This is a genomic window from Ruminococcus sp. 1001713B170207_170306_F1, assembly GCF_015668065.1.
Taxonomy (GTDB): domain Bacteria; phylum Bacillota; class Clostridia; order Lachnospirales; family Lachnospiraceae; genus Blautia_A; species Blautia_A faecis.
Window position 1 is genome coordinate 335,625 of record NZ_JADPEX010000001.1, and the last position, 16,964, is coordinate 352,588.

Annotated in this window: 19 protein-coding genes and 1 other RNA gene; all 20 read right to left on the reverse strand. The window is 42.1% G+C overall.

Annotated features, from left to right (window positions below):
• Positions 1-481: 481 nt before the first annotated feature.
• Positions 482-865 carry a VOC family protein gene (locus tag I4V84_RS01480; RefSeq protein WP_195991097.1) on the reverse strand — a complete coding sequence of 128 codons (384 nt, stop codon included), beginning with the start codon at positions 863-865 and terminating at the stop codon, positions 482-484.
• 62 nt (positions 866-927) lie between these two features.
• Positions 928-1,461, reverse strand: a complete 534-nt coding sequence (locus I4V84_RS01485) for a hypothetical protein (protein ID WP_195991098.1) — start codon at positions 1,459-1,461, stop codon at positions 928-930.
• Entirely contained in the window at positions 1,454-1,675 is a 222-nt protein-coding gene (locus I4V84_RS01490; RefSeq protein ID WP_156331260.1) for a hypothetical protein, read from the reverse strand. Before I4V84_RS01490 ends, I4V84_RS01485 begins: the two co-directional genes overlap by 8 nt.
• Positions 1,676-1,685: 10 nt before the next feature.
• Positions 1,686-2,621 (reverse strand): GTP pyrophosphokinase, encoded by a 936-nt coding sequence (locus I4V84_RS01495; RefSeq protein ID WP_195991099.1) that lies wholly within the window; start codon positions 2,619-2,621, stop codon positions 1,686-1,688.
• A 204-nt stretch (positions 2,622-2,825) separates the two neighbouring features.
• Complete coding sequence (locus tag I4V84_RS01500; RefSeq protein ID WP_195991100.1) at positions 2,826-3,302, reverse strand: hypothetical protein; 477 nt, start codon at positions 3,300-3,302, stop codon at positions 2,826-2,828.
• Between the two features lie 329 nt (positions 3,303-3,631).
• Positions 3,632-3,961 (reverse strand): hypothetical protein, encoded by a 330-nt coding sequence (locus I4V84_RS01505; RefSeq protein ID WP_195991101.1) that lies wholly within the window; start codon positions 3,959-3,961, stop codon positions 3,632-3,634.
• A 65-nt stretch (positions 3,962-4,026) separates the two neighbouring features.
• On the reverse strand, positions 4,027-5,319 hold the full coding sequence (locus I4V84_RS01510; RefSeq protein ID WP_195991102.1) for a hypothetical protein: 1,293 nt from the start codon (positions 5,317-5,319) through the stop codon (positions 4,027-4,029).
• A 96-nt stretch (positions 5,320-5,415) separates the two neighbouring features.
• Complete coding sequence (locus tag I4V84_RS01515; protein WP_118587503.1) at positions 5,416-6,027, reverse strand: VanZ family protein; 612 nt, start codon at positions 6,025-6,027, stop codon at positions 5,416-5,418.
• Positions 6,028-6,033: 6 nt separating this feature from the next.
• Complete coding sequence (locus I4V84_RS01520) at positions 6,034-6,171, reverse strand: hypothetical protein (protein WP_226855393.1); 138 nt, start codon at positions 6,169-6,171, stop codon at positions 6,034-6,036.
• A 215-nt stretch (positions 6,172-6,386) separates the two neighbouring features.
• Positions 6,387-6,736: a transfer-messenger RNA gene (gene ssrA, locus I4V84_RS01525) on the reverse strand.
• Positions 6,737-6,877: 141 nt separating this feature from the next.
• Positions 6,878-8,143: an amidohydrolase family protein gene (locus tag I4V84_RS01530; protein ID WP_195991103.1), complete on the reverse strand. Its 1,266-nt coding sequence runs from the start codon at positions 8,141-8,143 to the stop codon at positions 6,878-6,880.
• Between the two features lie 59 nt (positions 8,144-8,202).
• Positions 8,203-8,958, reverse strand: a complete 756-nt coding sequence (locus I4V84_RS01535; protein WP_148461844.1) for a MerR family transcriptional regulator — start codon at positions 8,956-8,958, stop codon at positions 8,203-8,205.
• An 8-nt stretch (positions 8,959-8,966) separates the two neighbouring features.
• Positions 8,967-9,908: an ABC transporter permease gene (locus I4V84_RS01540; RefSeq protein WP_173719435.1), complete on the reverse strand. Its 942-nt coding sequence runs from the start codon at positions 9,906-9,908 to the stop codon at positions 8,967-8,969.
• On the reverse strand, positions 9,908-10,960 hold the full coding sequence (locus I4V84_RS01545) for an ABC transporter permease (protein ID WP_187566159.1): 1,053 nt from the start codon (positions 10,958-10,960) through the stop codon (positions 9,908-9,910). The genes I4V84_RS01540 and I4V84_RS01545 overlap by 1 nt, the downstream gene beginning before the upstream one ends.
• Positions 10,960-12,471, reverse strand: a complete 1,512-nt coding sequence (locus tag I4V84_RS01550) for an ABC transporter ATP-binding protein (RefSeq protein WP_331479196.1) — start codon at positions 12,469-12,471, stop codon at positions 10,960-10,962. The genes I4V84_RS01545 and I4V84_RS01550 overlap by 1 nt, the downstream gene beginning before the upstream one ends.
• Positions 12,472-12,680: 209 nt before the next feature.
• Positions 12,681-13,673, reverse strand: coding sequence for a BMP family protein (locus I4V84_RS01555; RefSeq protein WP_330602517.1), 993 nt, complete (start codon positions 13,671-13,673; stop codon positions 12,681-12,683).
• Positions 13,674-13,889: 216 nt separating this feature from the next.
• Positions 13,890-14,897 carry an aldo/keto reductase gene (locus tag I4V84_RS01560; RefSeq protein WP_173717105.1) on the reverse strand — a complete coding sequence of 336 codons (1,008 nt, stop codon included), beginning with the start codon at positions 14,895-14,897 and terminating at the stop codon, positions 13,890-13,892.
• 245 nt (positions 14,898-15,142) lie between these two features.
• Positions 15,143-15,700: an elongation factor P gene (gene efp / locus I4V84_RS01565; RefSeq protein ID WP_118583940.1), complete on the reverse strand. Its 558-nt coding sequence runs from the start codon at positions 15,698-15,700 to the stop codon at positions 15,143-15,145.
• Positions 15,701-15,836: 136 nt separating this feature from the next.
• The gene (locus tag I4V84_RS01570) at positions 15,837-16,340 is read right to left on the reverse strand and encodes a shikimate kinase (RefSeq protein ID WP_148461849.1); all 504 of its coding nucleotides are present in this window, start codon (positions 16,338-16,340) and stop codon (positions 15,837-15,839) included.
• Positions 16,337-16,840 (reverse strand): YqeG family HAD IIIA-type phosphatase, encoded by a 504-nt coding sequence (locus tag I4V84_RS01575; RefSeq protein ID WP_173770260.1) that lies wholly within the window; start codon positions 16,838-16,840, stop codon positions 16,337-16,339. The genes I4V84_RS01570 and I4V84_RS01575 overlap by 4 nt, the downstream gene beginning before the upstream one ends.
• Positions 16,841-16,964 lie beyond the last annotated feature (124 nt).

Genomic DNA, 16,964 nt, shown 5'->3' on the forward strand with positions numbered 1-16,964 from the left:
TCTATAAGTGCCCCCACTTTCCCCCTTTATTTTCAATACCGAGTACCTGCCAATCTAATAGTACCCCCTTCTGAAACCAGTTAACAATCATACAAACATTATGTAACTTTCCATTAGTTTCAGCAGTTTCCTATAGTTGTATTATACTATACTCGTATATATTTTACATGTAAATTGTTTTTCAATCAACACCACTCTTTGCCTCCAGCCCCGGCATGGCACAGATGCTACCGAACTATGGATACGACTCTGTAAACTATTTCACCCTGATCCTGTGTGGGGAGTCACATATTAACGACACTCTATGCAAACCTGTACATGAAGCGCTCCACCAACTTATTACAGTCCATTCCACCTCTAACATCATTGCTTCTTTATAGTTCTGTATTTCTTGGTACTCCTCGAAAGTATCCTGTACCTTGTTTCAGCTTCTTCCAGCCGCCAGGCTTCTAAGCTTTATACGCTCTTTTTTCTCCCATAATTATTCGTGCAGTTCCAACGGCAAACCGTCTGGGTCATGAAAGAAAGTCATCTTCTTGCCGGTATAATCATCCACACGAATCGGCTCACATTCAATTCCGACCGCTGCCAGCTCATTCACTGTCTGTTCCACGCTATCAACGCAGAACGCAAGGTGACGCAGACCACAGGCTTCCGGGCGGTTTACACGCTTCGGCGGGTTTTCCTCAGCGAAAATCTCCAGTTCCGTGTGTTCATTAACACAAAGATCCAGCTTCCAGTCCTTACGCTCTGGTCGGTAGCTTTCGCTAATAACAGAGAAGCCTAGCTTGTTTACATAAAAATCCTTTGCAGCTTCGTAGTCAGATACGATGATTGCGATGTGATGTATTTTTGATAAATTCATTTTCTCTTACGCTCCATTTCTTTTATTTTACAACAAACACACAAAGGCTCCTTACGGAGCCTTTACCTGCCAGCTATAATTCTGCCTGCATCAAAGCCAAGCAACATCAATTCTATAGCCTGAGCATCAGTTTTTCTAAATTTAAGATAATAATACAATGTGTCTAAGAAATTCGTGAATGCTTCCTTTTTTTCTTTTGTAAGCGGTATGTTTATATTATCTCTTAATATAAAGCTAGCAATACGAGCTAATAAAAATTTCTCATTTATATATAGCCATTTATCATCTTCAAGCTGGGCTTTTAACTGCAGAGGCCGCCTTTTCAAAAGCCAGAACGTTTCGTATGCCTTAATTTTCACCTCATTAATGTGACCTATTTCCTGATAACTCTTTAATCTTTGAATATCAGAATAATAGTCCATAACAGCGTGATTCAGTGCCATTTGGTGAATAAAGACCTTATCCTGCAATTTATTGCTATCAATAAAGGCTTGCATCTCTGTTTGAAGCTGCTTTATGCGATTCTTAATTGCTTCTTCCGTTATCTCATCAACAAGACCATTATAGTCAGTATAAATATTCTCAATATTACGCATTCTCACATCCTCGTAATTCATCTACCAGAAAATAATTTTTCGACATCAGAAAGTTACAAAATGCATCACATTCCACCTCTTCCATTTCACCAGTATGAATTCTTGCACTGTTCTTCAATTTATGGTTTCTTACCGCACCTGACTTTATCTGTCTCATACTTTCATTGGCAAAATCTTCTGTCTCTTTTGAATAATAATTTTTTTCTGACATCATAAATTTCCTCTCATTCATATAATACATTTTGTATACATGCTGCAGCAGTATTATCATCTAACAAAGGTTCTTTCTCCTCAACAGGACAAGCCTTACTAATTTCATCTTCTTCATCTACTATTTTTTGAGACTCATTTCCATCCGGTTCTGTCTTCACTCTTTGCAAATGCTCTTCTTCCAAACGCTTTACTTCACAAAAAAAGCTGCTCATTTCATCCGCCAGCCCCGTTAAACGATTCAGCAGACTGGTGTATTGCTGAAATAACATGTCATCCTGATAATATGGATAAACAATGTGGTGATCTATTTCACCCCATCCTTCCTCAAACAATGTCCTCACTTGAATCTCAATATAAACACCATGATATTTAACGATATAATGTACTGATCGATATATCTTTTTATTTTTTATTGCATCAGGCGGAAGCACAGTTTCATATATCTCCCGTGCATCACCATCTCGAATATGAACCTTCGGCATTTCCGCCATATAAGTATGCTCTGTATCCTCGTCAAAATCCTTTAAGCAATCATCCAAATAGTACTGGGGATTATCTTCAATTTTTTCTTCAAGATATGCGTGAAATTTCTTCCAATCAGCTTTAAAAAGTATAAAACAACGAATTCCAATCAAGTCTGTAAGAAATTTTTCATAATTATACTTATCCAGCGTTCTATACTTCTTATAATTCTCCTGTCGCTTTCTGATAATCTTTACAATTAAATGTTCTGCATCCTTCACTCTTGTTCTTATAGAATGAATACCATTTTCGGAAATGTTCATCAAGAACTCTTTCTGAAATTCAGCCAGTTTCTGTTCATATGAACTTCTCTTTTCGGAAAAGTCTTTATAAATATATTCAAGCTCTTCCCATTTAATATCAGCTACCTCAAATTCATCTTCAGAAATATTATATTTCTTTAATAGTTCATTTTTTGCAATCAATCGGTAATCCCACCCTCATAGTCAATACTTATATATACAAAAACATCCCTGCAAAGTTCAATACTTCACAAGAATGCTGATAAGTCATAAAATAAATCCCCTCGTAGTCTAATCCGCTACAGCATCTATGCTTATTATTCAATTTGCAGCTATATAGATATAACTCAAAAAATTCTCCATTGCTTTATTATATCTAAAATATTTTCATTTTACAACTTTTTTATCACATTTTATAACTTTTGGATGATTGTAAAAATAATCGGGATAATACTGTGCAGCATTCCCTTCTGTAATAATGGAATAAGCTGCCAGGTCAAGCATGATCCCGGCTGCTTTTGCCCCAAATGAATCCTGCAGTTTTGTATCCAGTTCAAGATCTTTTGCAGCTTTATCTATGATCATATATGCACCTGTCTTCAAACAGCTGCTCCTGCATGAAACTGTTTTTTCCTCAGGCTGCTCAACCTCCGGAAAATATTTCCTGAAATTTTCATTAGGTCTCGTTTTATTTTCATCTTCCGGTAAAACCTTGCCGATGGTAACCCTTTTTACATTTGTATACTGTTTGGACGGATCGTACTCACGGCTGTATTCATAATAAACATAACGTGTCTTACCTTTGGTTCGAAATGTGATTTTTCCTTTTACATCAGGTATATCAACAACATAATCCAGATACATGAACATCCCTCTTCTTTATAGTTGTATTTACGACTAAATAGTATGGCATAACACATGCATTTCTGCAACAACAAAATGCAGGTTTTTCCTTATTTTTTCAGTATTTTCAGGGCAGTCTCAATCCGTATGATTCACTTGAGTTGCACTTTATTATGGAAGTTCACAACCATAAAATCCGGTCGATTGCAAGCAAAATCGCCTGCAAATGCCGGATTTTCAATATTTTTTTATTCCTTATTAGCCCTAAAATTTGTTTAGGGGAGATTTTTCGGAAGTTCACAAAAATACCCTGTGAACTCCTGGAGTTCAGTTTGTCCACACGGCCGATCTTATTTCAGTTTTTCGAGGATCTCGTCCACACTCATACCGCTTGCCAGCAGCTTCTTCAGCACAGCCTCCGCTTCGGTCTTCTTAGCTTCTTCAGCTGCTTTAGCATCTGCCTTTGCCTTCTTCGCTTCTAGCATTGCCACTTCTTTTTTGGCCTTCTTCAGAGCAGACTTCTTCTCTTTCAGATCAGCCTTCAAAGTGTCAATGTTGGCGATGATGGATGAAATCTCAGCAGTCAGAGAAGTGATAGATTCCTGCTTCTCCGCGATCTGAGATGCATAGTCGGTATGGGTAGTTTTGGGACGGTTTTTGCTGCCTTTTGTTCTGGGCATAGGTGATAACCTCTTTCCTTTTTAATAGTTTAAGTATAGAACTATGTGGAATAACGGATACAATATTACTGTTGAGCCGCTGGCAATTCCATAACATTTAAGTATTTATATAGTTCATATAATCGCTCTAATGCGGTATCATAAAGCCGTCGATAATCTTGAAAATCAGTCAATCCAAATGTGCTTAATATATTCTGCTTTCTCTGCTCAATATTTTCTTGCGGTAGCAAATGCGCAAAGCAAATTCTTAAATCATTCAGTGAGTACAACGGGCCTATAATTTTTTTTGCTTTTTCTTCATCCTCAACACAAGCAATAATTCCCTGTAAAAGTTTTCTTGTCTGTGTTGAATTATTCGGTAATGTTCCGTTCAACTTTTTATATAGTGATCTCAATCCATCTCCACTAATACCCTCGTTTAACAAACCATCTAACAATATCATGTTTTCACGAAGTTCACTTTCAGAATAGTTAAGCGGCTTTCGGATTCGATTTGCCGATGACTCACATTCATTTTCCAAATGGAATAAATCTATCCCATATATATTTTTTACTCTTTGGTAAAATAGATTTCTAAGGGATATAATTCTTTTTTCAATAATTGGTTCACTAAATACACAGTTTAATTGTGCCTGATATAACTCCGTATCAACAATACAATGGTCTGATGGAATATTATATGATTTCAACCATAATACTGCTCTGTCATCCTTGTCAATTTCGTCCAAATCTCCAAGGAATAGAATCACCTTATCATTTTTATTAATTCCAAATGGAACATTCCACTCGTACTGATACCCACCAGTTCCTTTTTCCGCTATGGTTCCATAGCTTTCCGAAAAGAAATCCAGTTCATAGTCACTATCATTATAAAATATGCCCAAAACCTTTCTGTCAAAAAAGACAGGACAGGAAAAGCCTTCTGGATGAGTTGGATCAAGGTCAATGCCCAATCCAGGAATACTCAAATCTCGTGAATCATATTTATAGTCTGCATCTTCCGCCCACTCAAAACGGTGATCACCTTTCATCGTGATTCGACATGCATTCTGATTTCTTTTTTCCAGTTGAAAATATGCTCTATACAATTCTTGCGGAATATCTGGGCATAAGCATTTTCTTCCACAATTGTTGCACCCCATTATGGGACAATCAACAACTTCTATATGATAATTTCCAATATCAACAGTTACCGTTTCTAATTTCATTTCACGGCGTGCACCACAAGAACAATCTGCGCCAGTAATTTCCCGCATTGCCACAGGATCATTGTACACTTTCTCAAATTCAGCCAAATCTTTGTATTTGAAATACATCGCCGTCTCCCTTTCCATTTTCATCACATCTTCGCCGATCATAAAATCGTTGTCTGCTGCTCACCACGAAGAGGTGTGTGATTATTACGAGCAGCGTAGGGAGCTACCGCTCCCAGTATATCACAATTTCAACCCTTTTTACAGACGTTTTCTCGCCTTCATCACCGCACAATACATCAATCCGCCTAGCACTCCGCCGACTGTGTTATAGAAGATGTCTGATAGCTGAAATGTACCCAAGCGAAGCAATAATTGTAGCATCTCAATGCTTATTGAAAAGATAAATGCTATCTTCCCGCTATACCACAGTATCTTCTTCCAACTGTTTCCTATCTTCTTTCCGAACGTCCACATCACTATAGCTGAAAACGGCACCATCATGATCACGTTCTCGATGCACTCGGTTGTCAGCTTCTGTTCGCCGTTCACTGTCTCCCAGATGCCCCAGCCACCCATGACATCGGATAAAGGATTCATCCACAGCTGACGGTTTAACAAGGTTCGGAACAGAATAAGTGAAGTCACAAAGGCCAAGAAGAATAGTTTTCTGAAGAACACGCTCTCTTTGAACTTCTGATACCAGGTCACTATGGCATTCTTCCAGCCTTTGCCTGCATGTATTGGCTCATAAGCATAAAGATAGAAAAACATGGCGAGGAAGGAAAGCAGGAGTGAAAATCCGAATGGCTCATACAGAGCAGTCAAGATGTTTGTGATGATCTTTCCAAGTAAATCAATCGTTTCTTTCATCGTCGTTTACAGATCACTGAACAGGTCAGCCTTGTACACACCGTTCTCCAACATCTTTTTGAAGCTATCCTTTACGGCTGCGACATCTTCGTGATAGGTCATTCCATACCAGGTGTCGTTAGTCTTCAGAACCTTTACGGACATTTTTGATTTTCTTTCGTGTCTTTCTCCATATGTTTCTCCTGGATTGTATTATGAATATACTAAATGTATCCATTTATTGGAATGATACCCTTTTCAGTTCTCTTTGTCAAGGTAATCTCGAAAAAGACCGAATTTTATCGCTATTTGACACAATTCTGTCAAAAAAATAAGGTAAACATTAGAAAGTTTTTCTCTAATGTTCACCCCATTCTTTTCAGTGGACCTGGCGGGAATTGAACCCGCGTCCGAAAGTCTATCCCTTGCGGCATCTCCCATCACAGTCGCTGTATTAACATTCCCTCCACAGCACGCCCACCGACAGGCTTACTGCTTCAGTAGCTTCATGATACATCTACCGGGGCAAAGCTTACCCGGCAAGGTTTCTCACAAGGTCGACGCCAGACTCCTGAAGTGTGAGTGCAACAGGACTGACGGGCAGCACTTAGGCTGCCATTACTAACTGATCGTCAGCGTTTATATTTAGAATTTCCCGTTATTACGCAGTTCGGGAGACTGCGGATGGCTTCCACAACTTCAAAACCCCCGTCGAAACCAGTACAAGCCCTAATCGTATATAATAGGTATTGCTGGTGCGCAGACGAAGTTTGTGTAATTGTGCTTTCGCTAGGATATTATTATATGCATTTTGTGCACAGCTGTCAAGATGGTGACTGAACTTTTTACACCATCTCCCCCTCGTTACTGTTCACTCCGTGACCAGTAATTCCCCATCAATATATCTGGCCTTAATATTCCGGTCATCTCCGATGTAGCAGAAACGCTCCAGTTTCTCCTCTGCCGTCATTTTTGTCCATGGATCTTCCATATTATCAATCACAAGAGCATTAAACGCATACCCTTTTTCGAAAGAACCAACCTTACCGAATACACTTCCAGACTCTTTGGTTGCATGGTAGAATGCCTGTGTAATAGTAATGGTCTTACTCTCCTGTGGCTCGTAGAATTCTTTCAGCTTGGATAACTGCACGGCTCTTGCAACCTGGCGGTAGATGCCGATTCCATGGCCACCGGCAATGTCAGTTCCCATGGCAATTTTCAGTCCCTCAGCCTCCATATGCTGCAGCGGCATAATTCCTGCAATAATATTCACAGTGGCATCCGGGCAGTGAACAGAAAAGCTTCCATGTTTTTTCAGAATCCGCTTATCTTCCTCAGTTGGGAAAATAACATGGGCGAAAATAGACGGACCGTGATCCATCAGACCTGCGCGCTCATAAATTTCTGCGTCAGAACTATAGCCCGGAAACAGATTCAGAGCTTCCTGTGCCTCCCACAGAGACTCTACCAGATGAGTGTGCACACCACAATGATATTTTGCTGCCAGCTTGCCAAGACCATCGATCAGCGGCTTGCTGCAGGTCGGGGCAAAACGGGGAGCCAGAATGGTTTTCACCTTTTTGCTGCCCTCATGTTCTGCCAGATACTTCTCTGTTTCCTTCAGGGAATCCTCTGTGGTCTCGGTGAGAAATTCCGGAGAATTGCAGTCCATGTTCACCTTTCCCACATAACCATACATGCCTTTCTCTTCCATTTTATCAAAGAGATAGTTTGTGGCCTCACGGTGAATGGTTGCAAAAACATTGGCATGGAAGGTACCATGGCGGAGCATATCATCTACAAATGCATCGTAGCAGTTTTTTGCATACTCCATATTCTGGAAACGGGATTCCTGCGGAAATGTATAATGATTCAGCCAGTCGGAAAGCAGACAGTCCATACCGATTCCGCGCTGTACATACTGTGCTCCGTGTACATGAAGATCAGAAAAAGCCGGAATGATCAGCTTATCACCGTAATCTATAACCTCTGCGCCCTGATACTGCTCCGGAATCTTTTCACAGATCTGTGAAACCACTCCATCTTCTACAATTATATAACTGTTTTCGTGAATCTCTAACCTGTCTGCTGACGGTGTAAACAAAATATCTCCGTGGTAAATCTTTACTGCCATTTTTTGTCCCTCACATTCTTAATCATTGCATTTTTTCTCTTTCTCGCATCGCTTTTCCTCTATTTTGTATCTGCAATCCTGACCTCGATCCTGGTAGAATAATTATCATTATCCTGTTCCACAAACTGGTCGATGATATTCAGCGCCAGAATGGTATCCTCCAGATTCAGATTCCGTCCCCATTCCTTTATCCTTTTAAAGCTGTCCTGAATCTCTTCATATGCCCCTTTGTGATACCCCACAACATAGGTTCCTGCAGGAATCGTGCGTATCTCCGCATTTTCCTCTGGAACGGCATCTGTAAGAAGCGCTCCAAATTCCTTGCTATTTTCCCCATAAAATACAATGGTTGGATAAAAGTAGAAGGATTCGCCTGCATAAAGCTCCTCTTCTGCTCCGATGGGAATATATTTTCGCTCTGGATATTTCACCACCTGGATATTTTCGTAATCAATTCCTGCTTTCGAATCTTCAATAAACTGTATTTTTCGCAAAATCGCATGGTCGATCCGCATCATCTCTTCCCACTGGGCATGAATGGCCGCGGAACGCTCCTTCAGTCTTTTAAGCGCCTCATCAGGGCTTTTCGTGTCCTGAAAATCCCGGACTGCCTCAATGGAATAGCCCAGTTTTCGCATATAGCGGATGGAGGCAAGCTTATAAGTCTGATCAAAACGATATTTCCGATATCCGTTTTTCGGGTCTCTGTAACTGGGCTTCAGAATTCCGATCTTGTCATAATAATGCAGGGTCTGCACGTTCAATCCGAATAAGGTCGCCAGCTCGTTTACATTCAGATACTCTTTATTTGCCATATATACTCCTATCTTGAGCCTTTTACATAAGGCTTAGCAAGAGCTTCTGGTTCACTGTTCTTTCCGGCAGCCCCAAGCATTGCAATAAGGGTCAGCGCATATGGCAAAATTGCCAGAAGGAACGGGGAGATGGATACACCTATGGTCTGGAGACGAATCTGCAGGGCATTGGCTGCTCCGAACAAAAGAGCTGCTCCAAACATTCCAAAAGGTGTATATCGTCCAAGAATAACAGTTGCAAGAGCAATATAGCCACGGCCGGAAATCATATTTTCCGTAAAAACGCCAAGCTGTACCAGTACCAGATATGCACCGCCGATTCCTCCTAGGATTCCGTTGAACACCATCACGATCCAGCGGTATTTTTTCACCTGGATGCCGGCGGATTCTGCTGCACGCGGGTGCTCTCCCACTGCCATAAAAGACAGCCCCAGATTGGTTTTTTTGTAAAAAATCCAGGTCAGGATCAGGAGTACATAAAGGATATAGGTCAGAAAATCGCAGTTAAAAAATGCATCTCCGATCAGCGGAATCTTTGACAATCCTGGAATGGCAATGTTTGGGAAGGTCTCGATCTGCTGATACCCCTGTCCATTTGACATTAATTTAAATAAAAAGCTGGTGACGCCAAGCATAAGCATGTTGATGGCAAGACCAGAAACAGACTGGTTCTGGATCAGCGTAATGGAAAGAAGTCCATGAAGCAGACTGACTATAAGTCCTCCTGCCATACCGCACAGAAGTCCCACAAACAGATTGCCGGAATACCAGGCACCTGCAAAGGAAAAGAATGCACCGCTGAGCATAACACCTTCCATTCCGATATTCAGAATACCGGATTTTTCCGCAATGGTCTCACCAATTCCGCCATACATAAGCGGCACTGCCAGACGAACTGCTGCGGCCAGAAAAGCCGTCATAAAGCTTAAACTGAAAATCTGCTGAAGCATTACGCATTTCCTCCTTTTCCAACTTTTGCCTGTCTCTTTTTGAAATGGAACAGTTCTCTTCCCAGGATCAAAACAACAACCAGACCGATCAAAATATTAACGATTGCAGACGGTACTCCAAGCTGTCTTTGCATGGAGCTTGCACCTACCTGCATTGCTGCATAAAGCACTGCCACGAAGAATACGCCAATAGGGTTGTTAAATGCCACAAGTGCGATCAAAACAGCCGTATAGCCACAGTTTGAGGAGATTCCCTCCAGAAGCTTTTTCTGAATGGCAAGAACCTCGATTCCACCTGCCACTGCAGAAAGTCCGCCGCTTAAAAAGGCAGAAAGCACAATATTTTTCATAACAGAAATACCGTTGCAGGTGCTTCCACGTTTGTTCAGTCCAACTGCCTTCAATTCGTATCCCATAGTTGTTTTTTCCAGGAAAAACCATACTACAAGTACACAGATGATTGCGATCAGAATACCTGCATGAAAACGGGTTGCCCGGATCAGGGTTCCAAGCTGTACGGCTTTGTCAATTTTCGCAGACTGCGGAACATTTCCTTCCGGGTCCATCAAAAAAGAACGGACTGCATAGCCAAGAAAATTAATTGCAATATAATTCAGCATAATAGTGACAATAATTTCGGAAATATTGAATTTCGCTTTGCACACTGCTGCAATCAGCGCCCACACGCCACCTGCCAGAAATCCGATTACCAGGGAAAGGATAATTCTTGGTATTCCCGGAACAGCCGTCCAGTTCAGAGCTACCATGGTAGTTGCCATTGCCCCTACATAAAACTGTCCTTCTGCACCAATGTTGAAAAAGCCGGTACGATATGCTACTGCGCAGCCAAGACCTGTAAGGATCAGCGGGCATGCTTTTACAAAAATTTCTGCAAATCCTGCAGGTGTTCCAAAGATTCCACGGAAGAAAAGACCGTATGCTTCCATCGGGCTTGCGCCGCATGCAAGGATCAAAACCGTACCTGCCAGAATTGTAATCACAAGAATCAGAAGTACATCTGTAATCCCTCTTGTTCTTTTTTCCTTCTCCATTATCTTGCCTCCTCTTCTGAAATTCCGCCCATGAGAAGGCCGATTTTCTGTACAGTAGCTTCTTCTCTATTCAGGATTCCCACGATTTTTCCACCAAAAAGCACTGCGATCCTGTCACTTAACGCCATAATTTCTTCCAGGTCTGCGGATATCAGCATAACACCTTTTCCTGCATTTCTCTGATCTATAAGCTGCTGACGGACAAATTCTGTAGCACCGATGTCAAGACCTCTGGTAGGCTGACTTGCCACGATCACTTTTGCATGATCGTTCAGCTCTCTGGCTATGATCAGCTTCTGCTGGTTTCCACCTGACAAAAGCTTTACAAGCGTATCAATCCCCGACTTTCCGGATGCGCGCACCTGATATTGTTTCATTTTTTCTGCTGCATTTTTACGAATAGCTGCTTTGTTTATAATAGAATGGTTTGCAAATGGAGGCTTCCCATATTCCCGGAGAACAAGGTTTTCTGAAATGTTCATTCCGGTGATCAGACTGTCTGACAATCTGTCCTCTGAAATATAGGAAACACCTGCTTCATAACGTCCGCGGATATTGATTCCTGCCAGATTCTGTCCGTCCAGAAGAATTTCGCCCTCACCGGTTTTCTGAATTCCGGTGATCACCTCTGCAAGCTCTTTTTGTCCGTTTCCTTCCACACCGGCAATTCCAAGGATTTCCCCTTTGTGAATGGTAAGGCTGATATTCTCAAGCTTATGACGGCTGTGTTTTCTGTGATGATTGGACACATTTTTCAATTCCAGCATAATATCTTTTTTGGGAGAACCTTCTATATGATAGTCATCATTCAGCTCTCGTCCGATCATATAGGCAGACAGCTCTTCCGGATTGGTGTCTGCAGTCACAAGATCTGCCACCTGTCTGCCATCCCGAAGAATGGTAACCTTGTCACTGATTGCCATAATCTCGCTCATACGATGGGTGATGATAATGATTCCATAGCCTTCTTTTTTCAGATTGCGGAGAACATCGAAAAACTGTGTGGTTTCCTGAGGGGTGAGTACGCCAGTAGGCTCATCCAGAATCAGAAGTTCTACATTTCTGTATAATGCTTTCAGGATTTCCACGCGCTGCTGTTCTCCCACTGACAGATCACTGATCACAGCATCCGGGTTCACGTAGAGTCCGTATTTTTCTGCCAGATCAGTCAGCTTCTTTTTTGCAGCAGCTCTGTCCAGGAAAAAGGAGTTGTCCTTCAGATTCAGGACAATGTTATCCAGAACTGTCATTTTATTTACCAGGGAAAAATGCTGCTGGACCATTCCAATGCCTGCATCGATAGCTTCCCTTGGAGAGGCAAAATCCGCTGGCTTGTCTTTCCACAAAATTTCACCGCTGTCTGCAGTGTACAGACCAAATATAATATTAACAAGTGTGGTCTTTCCGGCTCCGTTCTCACCGAGGAGAGCATGGATCTCACCTTTTTCTACTGTCAGGTTGATATCCTCATTTGCATATACGCCGGAAAATGATTTACAGATATGTTTCATTTGAAGAAGAGACATGGTTTTCTCCTTTTTCTCGTATAATTAAAGTGTTTTAAAAAGCTGAAACTTCGGAAGGTTATCTCCACTGACTGATTGATAACTTTCCTCCATTTCAGCTTCATTTGTCTTTGAACAATCAGTTGCCGGATTTCAGATTGCGAGCCATTTTTATAAAAACAGATATCTCAATCCGCGGTTACAAATCCGATTTCTTACTGTCTCATTGTGTAGTCGCGCTCAACTTCAAGCTCGCCGGAAACGATCTTATCAATTGCATCCTGTGCAGTTGCTTTCACATCATCGGAAAGATTGTCGGAAAGGAGAACTTCTACTGCGCCATCTGCCATACCAAGGTTGTAAACATCTCCCTCAAAGCTTCCGTCTGCAACGCTGCCAAGGGCAGTATCAATTACAACATCAAGATTGTAAATTGCAGAATCAAGAATATTGTCAGGTGCTAAAGAGCTCTGATCGTAAGAATCGCCCTGGCACCAGATTCCAGCCTCAACAGCTGCTGTCATTGCACCGTTTCCGCAAGCATTTGCACAATGCTTGATTACGTCTACGCCATTGTCGATCATAGCTTTTGCAGCTTCCTGTGCAAGCTGTGTATCAACAAAAGAGTTTGTCCAGGCTGTCTGAACTTCGATATCAGGATTTACGGATTTCGCTCCGTCTTCATATCCGTTAATGATCTTTACAAGGGAATCTCCAGGGATCGGTCCAATGGCGCCAAGCTTACCAGACTCAGAAGTAGAAGCAGCAATGATTCCTTCTACATAAGCGGTCTGCTCACATGCCATAACGTAGGAAGCTACGTTGTCAGCGGAAGCGTCAGCCTCTGTGCAGATGAATTTGGTGTCTGGGTAGGTCTCTGCAACTTCCAGTGCAGGATCACCGAACTCATATCCGTGACCGATTACCACATCATAACCTGCACTTGCATAGTCAGCAAAAGCAGCGGAAATATCAGCAACTTCCAGGTTCTCTGTGTAAGCCAGCTCGTATCCGTATTTCTCACAGGCTTTCTGTGTTCCTTCGTATGCTGTCTGATTCCAGCCCTGGTCATTTGCTGCTCCGGAAAGTAAAAGTGCTACCTTCAGTCCTTCTCCATCAGCTGCCTGTACCGGCTGAGTACATACACCATTTACCATAGCCGCTGTCATTGCCATTGCTAATCCCATAACCACCAGTTTTTTCATCATAATCCTCCTTGATCAGATCCTGTTTTCGTGTATTCGATACTGTTCACTCCGTGGCCAGTATCGCTTATTTTTCTTATCCGCAACTTTGTAGTTGCTATAAGGTTTTCTTAAGGCTTCTTTATAGTAAACTATATAGTTACTATAGAGTCAATACATTTTTTCTTTTTTTTGCAAAATTATCTGAAAAACCATTGAAGACGCACAGGGCAGTTTTTATTATTCTCCAAATTCTTCTGCAACCTTCTTCAGCATTTCCCGGATTGGCAGATGATATGGGCATCTTGTCTCGCACTTGCCGCATCCCACACATGCAGAAGCTTTCACTGCCATGCTGCCGTAGCGGTCTTTCGCCCAGTCAGCCAGATTGTAGCGTTCCAGATATCCTGCGAAAAGGAATGCGCTTGGGATGCTGATTCCAACCGTACATGGCGCACAGTAATTGCAGCGACGGCAGAAATTGGTGCCCAGCTGATGGCGGATCTGTTCCATTTCTGCAAGCTCTGCCTCTGTAAGAGGTGCTGTGTCAGAGCATGCCTTAATGTTCTCTTCCAGTTCAGATACTTCTGCCATTCCCGGGATTACCACAGTAACAGCCTGGTTAGAACAGACATAACGAAGTGCAAGACTGCCATTCTCAATTGCACCACCTGCTAATGGCTTCATGGCAATAAAGCCCACATTTTTCTCCTGACATTTGCGGATCAGCTCGTCGCCCTGGTTTTCTACGATATTATATGGAAACATAATTGTCTCCACCCAGTCCAGATTCAGTGCGCGCTCAAAAACAGCTGTAGAATGTGCAGTCAGACCGATATGACCAATTTTACCGGCTGCTTTCGCCTCCAATAAAGCCTCCAAGGCACCGCCCTCACCTATAACAGTGTCCAGCTGTTCCATGCTTGGGTTATGTACCTGATACAGGTCAATGTGATTGGTTCGAAGATTGCCAAGGCTCTTCTCAATGTCTGCTGCCATGGCTTCTCTGGTTCTTGCCATACTCTTGGTGGCAATCACAAATTTGTCACGAATTCCTTCAAGGGCATAACCAAGATACTCCTCGCTGACCGTGTAGCCTCTGGCTGTATCGATATAATTTACCCCCTCTTCTGCCAGCTGCTGCATTAATTTCTTAGTACCTTCCGCGTCAATTCTCTGGATGGGGATTCCGCCAAATCCCATACGGGAAATCTTAAGACCAGTTTTTCCAAGTGTTGTATATTCCATTTGTGCTCCTCCTTATTTTTGGTATACAATAATTTATAAAATGTGTCTGAAATTAACAAAATGTGCCACCGGCATACGCCGATGGCACATAAATAAACAGCTTATGCGATTTAGAACGGATATTCGCAATCCGCTTCCGCTACTTGCTCATAAATAAATAACTGTTCCGCAGTTATTCTAGCGGATATTCGCAATCCGCATCCGCTACTTGCTCATAAATAAATAACTGCTCCGCAGTTATTTATTTATACTCGTGACAGGTACTCGCCTGTTCTGGTGTCGATTTTCAGCTTGTCGCCCTGGTTAACGAACAGCGGAACCATTACCTGTGCTCCTGTCTCAACGATAGCCGGTTTGGTAGCACCCTGAGCTGTATTACCAGCGAATCCTGGCTCTGTCTCTGTAACTACAAGCTCAACGAATAACGGAGGCTCAATAGCGAATACATTGCCATTGTGAGAACAGATCTTAACCATCTCATTCTCTTTTACAAATTTAAGAGAATCGCCAACCTGCTCTTCTGTAAGACCAACCTGGTCAAATGTCTCTACGTTCATGAAGTAATATAATCCGCCATCGCTGTAGAGATACTGCATATCAACACGCTCGATACGTGCTGTAGGGAATTTCTCTGTAGGACGGAAAGATTTCTCTAACACGGATCCTGTAATAATATTTTTGTATTTGGTTCTAACGAAAGCAGCTCCCTTACCCGGTTTAACGTGCTGGAATTCTACGATCTGACAAACGTTGCCATCAATTTCTACTGTGACACCGTTTCTGAAATCACCTGCTGAAATCATAATTAATTTTTCCTCCTTATAGTGCTTATGACTAGAAATATTTTATTATATATGTACCATTTTTTCAACTACTTTTTTTCATATGCAGCCAAATTTTCCTGTTTTTCCCATATATTATGGCAAAATACTTTTGTATTTACGGAAGCTGTCCTTCAATTTCCTTGATCAGCTCCTCAAAAGGCTTCACTCCTGTCACAACTTCAATATCTGCAAATTTATGATAAATCGGATCACGCTGTTTCAGAAGCTTTTTGATCTTTTCATCCTGATTTTCGCCTTCCAGAAGAGGATTGCTATTTCCCTCAAGCCTCTTGCGGAGAGTCTCAGCAGACCCCTTCAGGTAAACAACTGTACCCAGCTGCTTAATATACTGCTCATTCTGCTCCTGAACCGGAAGACCTGCGCCAAGAGAAATCACTTTTCTTTCTTTATCTTCAATCAGAGCTTTCACAGTCATAGTTTCCAGAGCACGGTAATATGGCTCTCCAAATTTCTGTAAAATCTCCTTTACGGACATGTTCATCTTCTTAACGATCACCTTGTCCACATCCACAAATGTCAGTCCCAGGTCACTGGACAGACGTTTCCCCACTCTTGTCTTGCCAGAACCCATAAATCCGATCACCACAATATGGTTCATGAATTCTTCTCCTCCTTGGTATAAAAATGTAATACAATTTTCTCCAGATAGCGCTTCAGCACGATCTGGATCTCTTCCTTGGGATTGATCGGCTTTACCAGAATATTACGAAGGCCAGCATTCTTAGCCCCCCATATATCGGTAAAAAGCTGGTCTCCGATAAAGACCGTATTCCCTGTGTTCGTTCCAAGTCTCTCCATGGCCCTTTCATAGCCTTTTCTGGACGGCTTGGCAGCCATTTCAATGAACTGAGCGCCTACTGAAGCGGCAAATGGTTCTACCCTTTTTTTCCTGTTGTTTGACACCAGACAGCAGGAAAAGCCAATGTCGCGAAGCTGCTGAAAAAGCCGGACAGCTTCCGGATCTGCCGGTGCCCCATGAGGAACCAGGGTATTGTCGATATCAAACAAAATCCCCCTGTATCCCTCCTGGTATAGTTTTTCATAGTTGACTACATATGCTGAATCCAGATATTTATCTGGAAAAAAGCGTTCAAACATTCTGTTACATCCTTTAATTCTTTTATTTTCTATGGTAATACAGATTGCGGGAATGATTTTTCAAACAGACTCCGGCAACGCGCTTTGCAATGCACAGAAATCATGTATTCACATGACCTCGCGC